The sequence below is a fragment of the Streptomyces cinnabarinus genome, from assembly GCF_027270315.1.
GTDB classification, from domain to species: domain Bacteria; phylum Actinomycetota; class Actinomycetes; order Streptomycetales; family Streptomycetaceae; genus Streptomyces; species Streptomyces cinnabarinus.
The window spans coordinates 5929975-5944841 of record NZ_CP114413.1 but is presented as its reverse complement, the minus strand read 5'-3'; the positions used below and the strand labels follow the sequence as shown (position 1 = coordinate 5944841).

Below are 14867 nucleotides of genomic sequence, written 5' to 3'. Positions count from 1 at the left end.
ACCGTTGAAGCGAAAGCCTGTGCCTGCCTGTGAGTGTCACAACAGAACAACCGTGGTTCCCGCGCGCCCTGCCGGGTGCCCCCTGTCCCCAGGTCCGGCTCTTCTGCGTCCCCCATGGCGGCGCCGGAGGCTCGGTCTTCCGGCCCTGGCAGAGTCTGCTCGGCCCGGGCACCGAGGTCGTCCCCGTCCAGTTGCCCGGCCGGGAGATCCGGGTGACCGAGCCCGCCGAGAGATCGGTGGCACGGCTCGCGGAACGGCTCGAAGGCCCCCTCGCCCGCCGGGCCGAAGGGCTGCCGTACGTCCTGTTCGGGCACAGCATGGGGGCGCTGCTGGCCTATGAACTCGCCCTCGCCCTCCAGGAGTCGGACCGGCCGCCGGCCGCGCTGGTGGTCTCCGGCAGTGTGCCGCCGCACGTCCCGCGCCGCACTCCGGCGATGCACCGGCTGCCGGACGCGGAGTTCGTGGCGGGCCTGCGCCGACTCGGCGGCGTACCGCCGGAGTTGCTCGCCGACGAGGAGTGGCTCGCCCTCTTCCTGCCCCAGTTGCGCGCCGACTTCGAGGCCGCCGAGACCTACCGGGCCCTGGACGCCCTGCGCCCCGGTATCCCGCTGCTCGCCCTGGCCGGTGCCGACGACCCCGCCGCCGCGCCGGACGAGGTGGAGCACTGGCGGGACCTCGGCACCGATGTCACGGTCCGGGTCTTCGACGGCGACCACTTCTTCGTCTTCACCTCCGCCGAGGCCGTTCTGACCTTCGTGGCACGGGAGTTGGCGTGGTAGCCCGGTCCAGGGGCCGCTACGGCGTGGACGGGCCGGGCTGGGCGATCGGGCTCGGCGCCTCGGTCCTGGTGCCGCTGCTCGCGGTCGCGGCCGGCGCGCCCCGCCGGCTGCTGCGGATCCCGGCGGTGACGGCCGCACCGGCCGGGCTGTTCCTGCACGCCAGTGTGCGGGGCAAGTTCCTGGTCTGGGAGGAGCTGCTGGACGGGCTCGGGCTGCGGGGCGACGAGCAGGTGCTGGACCTCGGGTGCGGGCGGGGCGCGGTGCTGACCGCGGTCGCCCGCAGAGTGCCCCGGGGGCGGGTGACCGGCGTCGACCTGTGGCGCTCGGTCGACCAGTCCGGGAACCGCGCGCGGACCACGCTGGACAACGCCGGCCGGGAGCGGGTCGCCGAGCGGATCGACCTGGTCACCGCCGACATGCGGGAACTGCCCCTGGAGGACGACCGGTTCGACCTGGTGATCTCCAGCATGGCCCTGCACAACATCACCGACGCGCGGGGCCGCGCGGAGGCGGTGTGCGAGGCGTACCGGGTGCTGCGGCCGGGCGGCCGGCTGCTCATCGTCGACATCTTCCACACCGCCCAGTACCGCGATCTCCTGCTCGCCGCCGGCGCCCGGAACGTCACCCGCGCCGACGTGGGCCACCGCATGTGGTGGAGCGGGCCCTGGGTGCCGACGAAATGGGTGCGCGCGGACAAGCCCGCCCTCACGAGGACAACCACCACGGGAACGACCGGAGGAACAGCATGAACACGCCCCTGAGGACACTCTCCCGCAGCCTCGTCGACCTGCTCCGCACCCGCGCGGAGGAACAGCCGCAACGCCAGGCCTACGTCTTCCTCGACAGCCACGGCAGAGCGGAGAACGCCCTCACCTACGCCCAGTTGGACCGCCACGCCCGCCAGGTGGCCGCGGGCTTACGGGCCGCCTGCTCCCCGGGCGACCGGGTGCTGATCCTCCACCCGCCGGGCGCCGAGTACGTGAGCGCGTTCCTCGGCTGCCTGTACGCCGGGACCGTCGCCGTACCGTCCTCTCCCCCGCACTCCCGCAACGCGGCACGGCTCGGTGCCATCGCCGCGGACGCGGCGCCCGCCGCCGCGCTCACCGGTGACCGGGCCCTGGCCGGCATCCGGAGGCGGCTGCCGGAACTGACGGACGTGGCCTGGCTGCCGACCGACGCGCTGACCGCCGATCCGGAGTCCTGGACGGACCCGGGCGCCGACGGCGACAGCCTCGCCTTCCTCCAGTACACCTCCGGCAGCACCGCCGTGCCGAAGGGCGTGATGGTCACGCACGGCAACCTGCTGCACAACTCCGCCCAGATCCAGCGGCGCGCCCGGACCGGGGAGGAGTCCCGGCTGGTCAGCTGGCTGCCGCCGTTCCACGACATGGGCCTGATCGGCGGCATCCTCCAGCCGCTCGTCGGCGGTTTCCCCGGGGTGCTGATGGCGCCGGGCACCTTCGTCCTGGACCCCGCGCAGTGGCTGCGCGCGATCTCCGAGCACGCCGCCACGGTGTCCGCCGTACCGCCGTTCGCCCTGGACCTGTGCGTGGAGCGCGTCGACCCCGGCAGGCACGAGCCGCTGGATCTGAGCAGCCTGGACACCGTCATCGTCGGCGCGGAACCGGTGCCGGCCGCCTGTCTCGACCGGTTCGCCGAGCACTTCGCCCCCTGGGGCCTGCGCCGCTCGGCCCTGCGGCCCGGTTACGGGCTGGCCGAGGCCACGCTGATGGTGTCCTGCGGCGACCGGCTCACCGCCGCGCCCGCCCTCACGCTGGACGCGGCCGCGCTGGAGGCGCACCGGGTCGAGCCGGGCGGGGCGGGGCAGCGGCGGACGGTCGTCGGCTGCGGGAGCGCCGTCGACGGACAGCGGCTGCTCGTCGTCGATCCGGCCGACGGGACGCCGTGCGGGCCCGGGCAGGTCGGGGAGATCTGGGTCGGCGGGCCGAACGTCGCACGCGGGTACTGGAACCGGCCCGAGGAGAGCGCGACGGTCTTCGGCGCGACGACGGCGAGCGGCGAGGGACCCTTCCTGCGCACCGGGGACCTCGGGTTCCTGCGCGACGGCGAGCTGTTCGTCACCGGCCGCAGCAAGGACCTCATCATCGTGCGCGGCCGCAACCTGTATCCCCAGGACATCGAGCGCTGTGCGGAGAGCGCCCATCCGGCGTTGCTGCCGCATGCCACGGCGGCCGTCGCGGTGGCCGCGGGCGACGGCACGGAACGGCTGGTCGTGGTCGCCGAGGTGCGGCGCGGGGTGGAGCCGCCGCCGGTGGCCGAGGTCGCGCGGGAGGTCGGCCGGGCGATCACCGCGGAGTTCGACGTACGGCTGCACCGGCTGGTCCTGGTCCGGCCCTCGACCGTGCCCAAGACCTCCAGCGGCAAGATCAGGCGCCGGGCGACCCGGACGGCCCTCGTCGCCGGGTCCCTCGCCGTCGTCGCCGAGTGGACGGCCGGGCCCGAGGCCGGCGAGGTGGAGGCGTATCTGACCGGACTGGTCGCCTCGCTCGCCCCGGGGTCGCGGACACCCGGACGCGAGGAGCCGCTCGTCGACCTCGGTCTGGACTCGCTCGCCATGCTGCGGCTCGCGGGGCGCATCGAACGGGATCTCGGGCTGTCCGTCTCCGAGGACCTGCTCTACGACGCCCCGACCGTCGCGGCGCTGGCGGCGGCACTCGGGGAACAGCCGAGGTCCGGGCCCGGCACGGCACCGCCCGCCGAGGACGACCCGTACGCCCCCTTCCCGCAGACCGACACCCAGCAGGCGTACTGCCTCGGCCGCACCGGCGCCTTCGAACTCGGGAACGTCTCCACGCATGTGTACGTCGAGTTCGACGCCCCCGCCCTCGACCTGGACCGCTTCGAGCGGGCCTGGCGGCGGGTGATCGACCGGCACGAGATGCTGCGGGCGGTGATGCTGCCGGACAGCAACGAGCAGCGGATCCTGCCCGAGGTACCGCCGTACGAGATCCGGGTGACCGATCTGCGCGGTCTGGACAAGGGTGCGGCCGACGCGGAGCTGGCGGCGGTCCGGGAGCGGCTGTCGCACGAGGTGCGGCCCGCCGACCGGTGGCCGCTGTTCGAGGTCACCGCCAGCCGGCTGGACGACGGACTGCGCGTCCATCTCAGCGTGGACTCGCTGATCGCCGACTTCTCCTCCGGCCGGCTGCTCTTCGACGACCTGTCCCGCTTCTACGAGGAGCCGGAGGCCCGACCGCCCGCCCCCGCCCGCTCGTTCCGCGACCATGTGCGCGCCGAGGCGGAGCGGACCGGGACGCCCGAGTACCGCCGCGCCCACGACTACTGGTGGCGCCGCCTGCCCGAGCTGCCCCCGGCGCCCCAGTTGCCGGCCCGGTCCACGACGGTGGACGTACCGCGGTTCACCCGCCGGGACACCGTCCTGTCCGCCGCGACCTGGGCAGGCCTGAAGGAACGGGCGGCGCGGGCCGGGCTGACCCCGAGCGGACTGCTGCTCGCGGTGTACGCCGAGACGCTGGCCACCTGGAGCAACAGCCGCCACTTCACGCTCAACGTGCCGCGGCTGACGCGACCGGTGCGGGATCCCTCGTACGACGAGGTGCTCGGCCAGTTCGCCTCCTTCACCCTGCTGGAGGTCGACCACCGCGGCGCCGGGACCTTCCTGGAGCGGGCTCAAGCTGTGCAGCGTCGACTCCGGTCCGATCTGCGGCACTCGGCCGTCAGCGGAGTGGAGGTGCTGCGCGAGCTGATGCGGCTCCGGAGCGGCTACGACCGGGCGCTGATGCCGGTGGTGATGACGAGCAACCTCGCCTTCGCCGCCGAGACCCCTACCGCGCTGGAGCGGCTGCTCACCCCGGTGTTCACCATCTCCCAGACCCCGCAGGTCACCCTGGACTGCCAGGCCCATGAACGGTCGGGAGCGCTGCTGCTGAACTGGGACTCGGTGGACGAACTGTTTCCCGCCGGGCTCGTCGACGACATGTTCGACGCCCAGACGGCCCTGCTGCACCGGCTCGCCACCGACGAGGACGCCTGGTCCCGGCCCGCGCCGCTCCCCCTGCCGGAGCAGCGCCACCCGGACGCGGGCCCCGAGCGGGCCGTACCCGATCTCCAGGTGCAGCAGCTCTTCGAGCGGCAGGTCGTGCTGCGCCCGGACGCGCCCGCCGTGATCGCCCCGGACCTGACCCTGTCGTACGCCGCGCTCGCCGACGCCTCCCGGCGGGTGGCCCGCTGGCTGCGGGCGCACGGCGCGCGGCCGGGGCATCTGGTCGCCGTGGTGATGGAGAAGGGCTGGGAGCAGGTCGTCGCGGCCTACGGCGTGCTGTTCTCCGGCGCCGCCTATCTGCCGATCGACCCCGACCTGCCCGCGCGGCGGGTGCGGCAGCTGCTGGAGCGCGGTGAGGTGGGGCTGGTGCTGACCCAGTCCCGGCTGACCCTGGACTGGCCGGACGGGCTGCTGCGGCTCTGCGTCGACCAGCCGCTCCCCGCCGACACCGAGACCCCGCTCCCGGCGCCCGGCAGCCCCGGGGACCTCGTCTACACCATGTTCACCTCGGGCTCCACGGGCGAGCCGAAGGGTGTGATGGTCAGCCACCGGGCGCTGGTCAACTGTGTGCGGGAGACCCTCGACACCTTCCGGATCACCGAGGCCGACCGCTGTCTGGCGGTGACCGCGCTCCATCACGACCTGTCCGCCTTCGACCTGTTCGGACTGCTCGGCGCGGGCGGCGCCGTGGTCGTCCCGGCCGCCGCGGACCGCCGCGACCCGGCGCACTGGGCGGAGCTGATCGCCCGGCACGGGGTCACGGTGTGGAACTCGGTCCCGGCGATGATGGAGATGCTCCTGGCGAGCGGCGCCCGCCCCGGCCCGCTGCGGCTGGTGTTCCTCGGCGGCGACTGGATCCCGCTGCCCGTGCCGGGCCGGCTGCGGGAGCGCGTGCCCGGCGTCCGGGTGGTCTCCATCGGCGGTCCGACCGAGACCACGGTGTGGAGCATCTGGTATCCCGTCGCCGACGTCGACCCGGACTGGCGGAGCATCCCGTACGGCACGCCCCTCGCCAACGTCCGCTACCGCGTCCTCGACGACCGGCTGCGGGACTGCCCGGACTGGGTGACCGGCGAGATGTACGTCTCCGGGGTCTGTCTGGCCGACGGCTACTGGCGCGACCCCGACCGCACCGACGCGGTCTTCGTACGGCACCCGGAGACCGGCGAGCGGATGTACCGCACCGGGGACCTGGGGCGGTGGCGGTCCGAGGGCACGCTGGAGTTCATGGGCCGGGCCGACTTCCAGGTGCAGATCCGCGGCCAGCGCATCGAACCCGGCGAGATCGAGACGGCTCTGCTCGCCCACCCCGACGTGACCTCGGCCGTCGTCACCGCCACCGCCCACGCCGAGGGTCCCGGCCATGACGGGCTGGTCGCATATGTCATCCCGAAGGAACACGCCATCCCCAAGGAGCACGTCGCCTCGAAGGACCCTGCCGTCCCGAAGGACCCTGCCGTCCCGGACGAGGCGACGGACACCGCCGCCTTCGAGGCCGGCCGCCGCGCCGGGATCACCCTGCTCGACCCGCTGGCCCGCGCGGAGTTCAAGCTGGCCCGCCACGGACTGCGCCGGGAGCCCGAACGGCGGCGGGTCGCGCTCCCCCGGGTGCCCGCCGAGCCGTCCCGGCGGCGCAGCGACCGGGCGTTCCTGCCCGAGCCGGTCACCCTCCCCGAACTCTCGGCCTGTCTGGGCCTGTTGGGGCAGGACGAGGTGGACGGTCTGGCCAAGTGCCGCTACCCATCGGCAGGAGGCCTGTATCCCGTCCAGACGTATGTGCAGGTGAAGTCCGTGGCGGGTCTCGCACCGGGCGCGTACTACGTCGACCCCGACGAGAACGCCCTCGTGCCGCTCACCGAGGGCGCCCGGGTCGGCGCCGACGTGCACGCGGGGCACAACCGGGCGGTCGTGGACGCGGCCGGCTTCACCCTGTTCCTGGTGGCGGACCTGGACGCCATCGAGCCGATGTACGGTTCGCTCGCCCGCGACCTGTGCCTGCTGGAGGCCGGGTACATGGGGCAGCTGCTGATGGACTGGGCGGCGGGGACGGACGTAGGACTGTGCCCGATCGGGGAACTCGACTTCGAGCCGCTGAAGCCGGAGTTCGCGCTGGGCGAGCGGCATGTCCTGGCGCACGCGCTGGTCGGCGGCCGGGTGGACCGCACCGCGGCCGCCCCGGTCGCCGCTTCCCTGCCGGACCGGCTGCGCGGCTGGCTGCGCGACCGGCTGCCCGCGCACATGGTCCCCGAGCACGTCCTGACCCTGGACAGCTGGCCGCTCAGCGCCAACGGCAAGGTCGACCGCCGCCGCCTGCCCGCGCCCCGGCAGACCGGCCCGGCCTCCGGTTACGTCGCACCGCGTACCCCGACGGAGCAACAGCTCGCCACCCTGTGGTGCGAGGTCCTGGACGTTCCCCGGGTGGGGATTCAGGACAACTTCTTCGACCTCGGCGGGCACTCGCTGGCCGCGACCCGGCTGATCGCCCGGATCCGCGACCGCTTCGAGATCTCCATCGGCCTGCGCGAGGTCTTCACCAGCCGCACGGTCGCCGATCTGGCGAGCACGGTGGACCAGCGCCGGGCGGGGTGAGCGGCCCGGAACTGTGTTCGGGGACGTTCCCTCTCTTCCGGCCGTTGACATGCCGTCCACACATCCGTACGTGTCACACTGCCGAGTCCGTACGAGGAGAGGGAACGACCGCACACCATGGACACCAGCACAGCGACCTCTCTCTGGGACGAGCTCGCGGGCACCCAGAGCGACCCGGACCTGTGGGTCGTGATCGCGACCCTCGTCGCCGCGGTGGCGGTGGTCGTCCCCCAGGGCGTGTGGCGGGTCGCCCGCAACGCGATCACCATCGCCCACGAGGGCGGACACGGCCTGGTGGCCCTGCTCACCGGCCGACAGCTCACCGGCATCCGCCTGCACTCCGACACCAGCGGCCTCACGGTCAGCCGCGGCAAGCCGCACGGCCTCGGCATGATCCTCACGGCGGCGGCGGGCTACACCGCCCCGCCGCTGCTGGGCCTCGGCGGTGCGGCCCTGCTCGGCGCGGGCCGCATCACCCTGCTCCTGTGGCTGGCCACGGCCCTGCTCCTGGCCGTGCTGGTCATGATCCGCAACGCGTACGGCGCCCTGACGGTGGTCCTGACGGGCGGCACCTTCGTCCTGGTCTCGTGGCTGGCGGGCCCCCAGGTACAGGCGGCGTTCGCGTACGCGGTGGTGTGGTTCCTGCTGCTCGGCGGCGTACGTCCCGCTTTCGAGCTACAGGCGAAGCGGGCGCGAGGGGGCGCGGGCGACTCGGACGCGGACCAGTTGTCGCGGCTGACGCATGTACCGGCGGGCATGTGGCTGTTCCTGTTCCACGCGGTCTCGTTGTGCTCCCTGATAGGCGGCGGAAGGTGGCTCTTGGACCTGTGACAAGCCACGTAGAGCGAGTCACAGAGAGGCGCGGGGCTGTGTCATGTGCGGCTCCGCCGCGTGGGCGCGACCAGCCACAACGGCGCCGCACCCGACCTGCACACCCCTACTAAAGTGGTCCTATGGCTTCGAACCCCAAGAACCCCGCCCTCTGGCCCGCCCCCCACGCGAGCGGAGCCGTCGACGCGACGGTCCACGTCCCGGGGTCGAAGTCAGTCACCAACCGAGCCCTCGTCCTCGCCGCCCTCGCCAGCGAACCGGGCTGGCTGCGCCGCCCGCTCCGCTCCCGCGACACCCTCCTGATGGCCGGCGCCCTGCGCACCATGGGCATCGAGATCGAGGAGGGCGTGGGCCCGGACGGCACGGGCGAGACCTGGCGCGTCCTCCCGGCAGGGCTCCGCGGCCCCGCCACCGTGGACGTCGGCAACGCCGGCACCGTGATGCGCTTCCTGCCGCCCGTCGCCGCCCTCGCCGACGGCCCCATCCGCTTCGACGGCGACCCGAGGTCGTACGAGCGCCCCCTGAACGGTGTGATCGACGCCCTGCGCGTGCTCGGTGCCCGGATCGACGACGACGGGCGCGGCGCGCTGCCGCTGACCGTGCACGGCGGCGGCGCCCTGGACGGCGGCCCGGTGGAGATCGACGCCTCCTCCTCGTCGCAGTTCGTCTCGGCGCTGCTGCTCTCCGGACCGCGCTTCAACCAGGGCGTCGAAGTCCGGCACACCGGCTCCACGCTGCCCTCGATGCCGCACATCCGGATGACGGTGGACATGCTGCGCGCGGTCGGCGCCCAGGTCGACACCCCCGAGTCAGGGGGCGAGCCGAACGTCTGGCGGGTCACTCCGGGCGCCCTGCTCGGCCGCGATCTGACCATCGAGCCGGACCTGTCCAACGCCCAGCCGTTCCTGGCGGCCGCACTGATCACCGGCGGCAAGGTGCTGATCCCGGCCTGGCCGGCCCGCACCACCCAGCCCGGTGACCGGCTGCGGGAGATCTTCACCGAGATGGGTGGTTCCTGCGAACTGACCGAGTACGGCCTGGAGTTCACCGGATCGGGCGCGATCCACGGCATCGACGTGGACCTGGGCGACGTCGGCGAGCTGACCCCCGGTATCGCGGCGGTCGCCGCCCTCGCGGACTCCCCCTCCACCCTGCGCGGGGTCGCGCATCTGCGGCTGCACGAGACGGACCGGCTGGCCGCGCTCACCAAGGAGATCAACGAACTCGGCGGTGACGTCACCGAGACCGCCGACGGTCTGCACATCCGCCCGCGCCGACTGCACGGCGGCATCTTCCACACGTACGAGGACCACCGCATGGCCACCGCCGGCGCGATCATCGGCCTCGCGGTCGAGGGCGTACAGATCGAGAACGTGGCGACGACGGCCAAGACGCTGCCGGACTTCCCCGAACTGTGGGCCGGGATGCTCGGGAACTGACGGGCGGAACGGGATCATGCGCCGCTACGGCAAGCACACCGACGAGGACGACATCCGCAGCCGCCCGAACCGCAAGGGCAACCGGCCGCGTTCGAACATCCGCCCAAAGCACGAGGACGCCGCGGAGGGCATGGTCCTCACCGTCGACCGGGGCCGGCTGACCTGCCTGGTCGAGGACCGGGTCGTGCTGGCGATGAAGGCCCGCGAACTGGGCCGCAAGGCCGCCGTGGTCGGCGACCGGGTGGCGCTGGTCGGCGATCTGTCCGGCAAGAAGGACACCCTCGCGCGGATCGTCCGCATCGAGGAGCGCAGCTCGCTGCTGCGCCGTACCGCGGACGACGACGATCCCTATGAGCGGGTGGTCGTGGCCAACGCCGACCAACTCGCCATCGTCACCGCGCTGGCGGACCCCGAACCCCGGCCGCGGCTGATCGACCGCTGTCTGGTGGCGGCGTACGACGGCGGGCTCGAACCGCTGCTGGTGCTGACCAAGTCGGACCTCTCGCCGCCCGACAAGATCCTTGAGCTCTACGGCGACATGGACATCCCGTACGTCGTGACCAGCCGCGCGGAGCTGGAGAACGGCGACGCCGCGGACCGGGTGCGCGCGGAACTGGACGGCCGGGTCACGGCGTTCGTCGGGCACTCCGGGGTCGGCAAGACGACGCTGGTGAACGCGCTGGTGCCCGAGGACCGGCGGCGGCTGACCGGACATGTGAACGCGGTGACGGGCCGGGGCCGGCACACCACGACCTCGGCGCTCGCGCTGCCCCTGGACGGAGCGGAGGGCTGGGTGGTCGACACCCCGGGCGTGCGCTCCTTCGGCCTCGCCCACATCGACCCGTCCCGGGTCATCCACGCCTTCCCTGACCTGGAACCGGGAACCGAGGGCTGTCCGCGCGCGTGCAGTCATGATGAGCCGGACTGCGCGTTGGACGACTGGGTGGCGGAGGGTCACGCCGATCCCGCACGGCTGTACTCGCTACGGCGGTTGCTGGCCACGCGGGAGCGCAAGGAAGGCGACTGACCTTCGCGTTGTTTGTCATCCTGCCGCTCAGGTAAAGGCATACTCGCACCGAGCCGGACATACGGGAGGACAGCACATGGCGTGGCTGCTGGTCATCGTGGCCGGATTGCTCGAAACAGGCTTCGCCGTCTGTCTGAAGCTCTCCCACGGGTTCACCCGTCTCTGGCCGACGGTCGCGTTCAGCATCTTCGCGCTCGGCAGTTTCGGTCTGCTGACCCTGGCCCTGAGGAAACTCGACGTGGGCCCGGCGTACGCGGTGTGGACCGGCATCGGCGCGGCGGGCACCGCGATCTACGGAATGATCTTCCTGGGGGACATCGTCTCGACACTGAAGATCGTCTCGATCAGCCTGGTCATCGTGGGGGTCATCGGGCTTCAGCTGTCGGGTTCGGCGCACTAGGGGCGTAACTGCCGGTGCAGGGCGCAGCGTACGAGATCGGCCACTCCGCCCTCGCCGGGCGGGGCGGCCACGCACGACAGCGCGATACGGACGACGAGTTCACAGGAGCGGGTGAGTTCCCCGCTGTCCGCCTTGTTCGCGCCCGGCCCCGACAGCACGGCCACGGCGCGGTCACGGACGATCGTCACGAAGTCGCCGGGCGAGGGCAGCGGGCCGTCGGCGCGGCGCTGTGCCGGTACGGCGGACGAGGACGGGACGGCCGACAGGGTGGGCGCGGGCAGGCGCTCGCTCCAGCAGCCGGTGAGCATGGCGCGGACCAGGGCGTTGTCGCGGGCGGCCGTGGTGGTCCACTCGGCGGTGGCGGTGAGGCGGTCGCGGGCGTCGGAACCCAGGGTCAACGCCCGTTCCACACCGGCGAGATAGCCGTCGGCCTCCCGGCGCACCAGGGCCCGCGCGAGGCCCTCCTTGCTCCCGAACTCGTTGTAGAGGGTCTGCCGTGAGACGCCGGCCGTCGCGGCCACGTCCACCATGCGCACCGCCGACCATGACCGACGCGCAAGCGCCGTGTAAGCGGCATCCAGCAGAGATTCCCGCGCAGCAGGCATCGTCGCCTCCCAGGCACCCGGCTCTGCGCCCAGATTTGACGCGCCCACCCGACCTGTCAAGAGTTGCGGAGCGGTACGAGGCCGGCGCGGGCGGGCGCGGACACTCCCCGCACCAGCTCCCCGCACGGTCCACACCCCGGCCCCGGTAGCCCCGTGCGACCCCCGGCGGATACCGTGCACAACATGGCCGACTACCTCGACGATCTCCGTCTCGCCCACGTCCTCGCGGACGCCGCCGACGCGGCGACCATGGACCGCTTCAAGGCGCTCGACCTGAAGGTCGAGACCAAGCCGGACATGACTCCGGTCAGCGAAGCGGACAAGGCGGCGGAGGAGCTCGTCCGCGGCCAGCTCCAGCGCGCCCGCCCGCGTGACGCGATCCTCGGCGAGGAGTACGGCATCGAGGGCACCGGCCCCCGCCGCTGGGTCATCGACCCCATCGACGGCACCAAGAACTACGTACGCGGCGTTCCGGTCTGGGCCACCCTGATCTCCCTGATGGAGGCGGGCGAGGGCGGCTACCGGCCCGTCGTCGGCGTCGTCTCCGCCCCCGCCCTCGGCCGCCGCTGGTGGGCCGCGAAGGGGCACGGCGCGTTCACCGGCCGCAGTCTGTCCTCCGCCAGCCGCCTGAAGGTCTCCCGGGTCTCGAAGCTGAGCGACGCCTCCTTCGCGTACTCCTCGCTCAGCGGCTGGGAGGAACAGGGCAGGCTGGGCGGCTTCCTCGACCTGACCCGCGAGGTCTGGCGCACCCGCGCCTACGGGGACTTCTGGCCGTACATGATGGTCGCCGAGGGTTCCGTGGACCTCTGCGCCGAGCCGGAGCTGTCCCTGTGGGACATGGCCGCCACCGCCATCGTGGTCATGGAGGCGGGCGGCACCTTCACCGGCCTCGACGGCCGCCCGGGCCCGCACAGCGGCAACGCCGCCGCGTCGAACGGTCTGCTCCACGACGAGCTCCTGGACTACCTCAACGAGCGTTACTGAGCCTCACGCGCCCTCTTGTTGACCCTCCCTTTGCCTGCCACTCTGAAAGTCCCACCCCTTGTGAATTTGTGAAACAATGAACAAGTGGACCGGGACCCCCCTCAGGAGGTGGCTGCATCCATGCTCGTCCGCGACGCCATGAGCACCGTGGTCCTCACCATCGGCCCCACCCACACCCTTCGACAGGCCGCCCGGCTGATGTCCGCCCGCCGGGTGGGCGCGGCCGTCGTCCTCGACCCGGACGCCGGCGGTATCGGCATCATCACCGAACGCGACGTCCTCAACTCCGTCGGCCTGGGCCAGGACCCGGACGCCGAACACGCCCACGCCCACACGACCACCGACGTGGTGTTCGCCGCCCCGTCCTGGACCCTGGAGGAGGCGGCCCACGCGATGGCGCACGGCGGCTTCCGCCATCTGATCGTCCTCGATCACGACGAACCCGTCGGCATCGTCTCGGTCCGCGACATCATCCGCTGCTGGGCACCGCTGCGGCAGAAGATCCCGGCCTGACCCCCGCACGACGGGCTGCGCACGCGCGAACGGGCCGGACCCCCTTCCCTGAGGGGTCCGGCCCGCTTCGACAAGCGATCCAGTGCTGGTGGGTTGCTCAGCCGCGCAGGGCCTGGACCGCGGCCTCCAGCCGCTTGCCGAAGTCCTCGTCCGCGGAGCGGAAGTTGCCGATCGCCCGCTCCACGATGTCCTCGCGCGAGACCTGGGCGATGAAGCCCGCCAGGTTCGCCACCAGGCGCTCCCGCTCGTCGTCGGCCATCAGGCGGTAGAGGTTGCCCGCCTGCACGAAGTCGTCGTCCTCGGCGTGCACCGGCGCCGGGTGGTTGCCCGTGCCGCCGCCGAAGCCGTCGTAGGGCTGCCACAGCGGGCGGCCGGTCTGCGCCGGGCCGCCGAAGCTGTTCGGCTCGTAGTTCTTCGCCCCGCCGTGGCGGCCGTCGTAGAGGAAGCCGTCGCGGGAGTTGGTGCGCGCCTCGGTGGCGTGCGGGCGGTTCACCGGGAGGTGGTCGGCGTTGATGCCGACGCGGTAGCGGTGGGCGTCGCCGTAGGCGAAGAGGCGGCCCTGGAGCATCTTGTCCGGGGACGGGCCGATGCCGGGCACGAAGTGGGCCGGGCTGAAGATCGACTGCTCGACCTCGGCGAAGATGTTCTGCGGGTTGCGGTTGAGCTCCAGCCGGCCGATCTCGATCGGCGGGTAGTCCTCGTGCGGCCACACCTTGGTGAGGTCGAACGGGTTGAAGCGGTACGTCGCCGCGTCCGCCGCGGGCATGATCTGCACCTGCACGGTCCAGCTCGGGAACTCGCCGCGCTCGATGGCCTGGCGCAGGTCGCGCTGGTGGGAGTCGGGGTCCGCGCCGGCGAGCCGGTCGGCCTCCTCCTGGGTGAGGTTCTTGATGCCCTGGTCGGTCTTGAAGTGGTACTTGACCCAGAAGACCTCACCGGCCTCGTTGTTCCACTGGTAGGTGTGCGAGCCGTAGCCGTTCATGTGGCGGTACGAGGCGGGGATGCCGCGGTCGCCGAAGAGCCAGGTCACCTGGTGCGTGGACTCGGGGCTCAGGCTCCAGAAGTCCCAGACGTTGTCCGCCTCGGTCGAGCCCGTGTACGGGTCGCGCTTCTGGGTGTGGATGAAGTCGGGGAACTTGATGGCGTCCTTGATGAAGAACACCGGGGTGTTGTTGCCGACGAGGTCGTAGTTGCCCTCCTCGGTGTAGAACTTCAGCGCCCACCCGCGCGGGTCGCGCACGGCGTCCGCGGCACCGAGGTTGCCCGCCACGGTCGAGAACCGCAGAAAGGTCTCGGTCCGCTTGCCGACCTCGGAGAGGAACGCGGCCCGGGTGTACGGCGTGACATCGGCCGTCACCGTGAAGGTGCCGTACGCGCCGGCGCCGCGGGCGTGCACCACCCGCTCCGGGATGCGCTCGCGGTTGAAGTGGGCCAGCTTCTCCAGCAGGAGCTGGTCCTGGACGAGCACGGGGCCACCGACGCCCGCGGTCTCACTGTTCTGGTTGTCGGCGACCGGTGCCCCGGCCTCCGTAGTGAGCGGTCCCTGCGTCACGTCTGCCTCCTGCGCCATTCCTTGCCGGTCCTGCCCCTGGCCAGTCCTGTCCCTTGGCCAAAGCCGTTCCCGATCCTACAATGGACAATGTCTAAGTCAAATAAGGTTCCAAAGTCACACCCAT

At 72.4% G+C, this 14867-nt stretch carries 11 protein-coding genes; 9 read left to right on the top strand and 2 right to left on the bottom strand.

Features of this window, described 5'->3' with window-relative positions:
* Positions 1–29 precede the first annotated feature (29 nt).
* The 7 genes from STRCI_RS27000 (at position 30) to STRCI_RS26970 (ending at position 11089) form a co-directional block, all read left to right on the top strand.
* Positions 30–779: a thioesterase II family protein gene (locus tag STRCI_RS27000; protein ID WP_269661560.1), complete on the top strand. Its 750-nt coding sequence runs from the start codon at positions 30–32 to the stop codon at positions 777–779.
* Complete coding sequence (locus STRCI_RS26995; RefSeq protein ID WP_269661559.1) at positions 773–1528, top strand: class I SAM-dependent methyltransferase; 756 nt, start codon at positions 773–775, stop codon at positions 1526–1528. Before STRCI_RS27000 ends, STRCI_RS26995 begins: the two co-directional genes overlap by 7 nt.
* The gene (locus STRCI_RS26990) at positions 1525–7392 is read left to right on the top strand and encodes a non-ribosomal peptide synthetase (RefSeq protein ID WP_269661558.1); all 5868 of its coding nucleotides are present in this window, start codon (positions 1525–1527) and stop codon (positions 7390–7392) included. The genes STRCI_RS26995 and STRCI_RS26990 overlap by 4 nt, the downstream gene beginning before the upstream one ends.
* A gap of 117 nt (positions 7393–7509) precedes the next feature.
* Positions 7510–8223, top strand: coding sequence for a M50 family metallopeptidase (locus STRCI_RS26985; protein ID WP_269661557.1), 714 nt, complete (start codon positions 7510–7512; stop codon positions 8221–8223).
* Between the two features lie 122 nt (positions 8224–8345).
* Positions 8346–9662 (top strand): 3-phosphoshikimate 1-carboxyvinyltransferase, encoded by a 1317-nt coding sequence (gene aroA / locus STRCI_RS26980; protein ID WP_269661556.1) that lies wholly within the window; start codon positions 8346–8348, stop codon positions 9660–9662.
* Positions 9663–9678: 16 nt separating this feature from the next.
* Positions 9679–10689, top strand: coding sequence for a ribosome small subunit-dependent GTPase A (gene rsgA / locus STRCI_RS26975; RefSeq protein WP_269661555.1), 1011 nt, complete (start codon positions 9679–9681; stop codon positions 10687–10689).
* Positions 10690–10765: 76 nt separating this feature from the next.
* Positions 10766–11089, top strand: coding sequence for a DMT family transporter (locus tag STRCI_RS26970; protein WP_269661554.1), 324 nt, complete (start codon positions 10766–10768; stop codon positions 11087–11089).
* Here the strand turns inward: STRCI_RS26970 and STRCI_RS26965 are convergent.
* A complete protein-coding gene (locus tag STRCI_RS26965; RefSeq protein ID WP_269661553.1) occupies positions 11086–11694 on the bottom strand; it encodes a TetR/AcrR family transcriptional regulator in 609 nt (202 codons plus the stop codon). The genes STRCI_RS26970 and STRCI_RS26965 overlap by 4 nt on opposite strands.
* 183 nt (positions 11695–11877) lie before the next feature.
* On the opposite strand from STRCI_RS26965, the gene hisN reads away from it, so the two are divergent.
* Both hisN and STRCI_RS26955 read left to right on the top strand, forming a co-directional pair.
* A complete protein-coding gene (gene hisN / locus STRCI_RS26960; RefSeq protein WP_269661552.1) occupies positions 11878–12678 on the top strand; it encodes a histidinol-phosphatase in 801 nt (266 codons plus the stop codon).
* Between the two features lie 120 nt (positions 12679–12798).
* The gene (locus STRCI_RS26955; protein WP_269661551.1) at positions 12799–13191 is read left to right on the top strand and encodes a CBS domain-containing protein; all 393 of its coding nucleotides are present in this window, start codon (positions 12799–12801) and stop codon (positions 13189–13191) included.
* 97 nt (positions 13192–13288) lie between these two features.
* On the opposite strand, the gene STRCI_RS26950 is transcribed toward STRCI_RS26955, so the two are convergent.
* Positions 13289–14743 (bottom strand): catalase, encoded by a 1455-nt coding sequence (locus STRCI_RS26950; RefSeq protein WP_269661550.1) that lies wholly within the window; start codon positions 14741–14743, stop codon positions 13289–13291.
* Between the last annotated feature and the right edge of the window lie 124 nt (positions 14744–14867).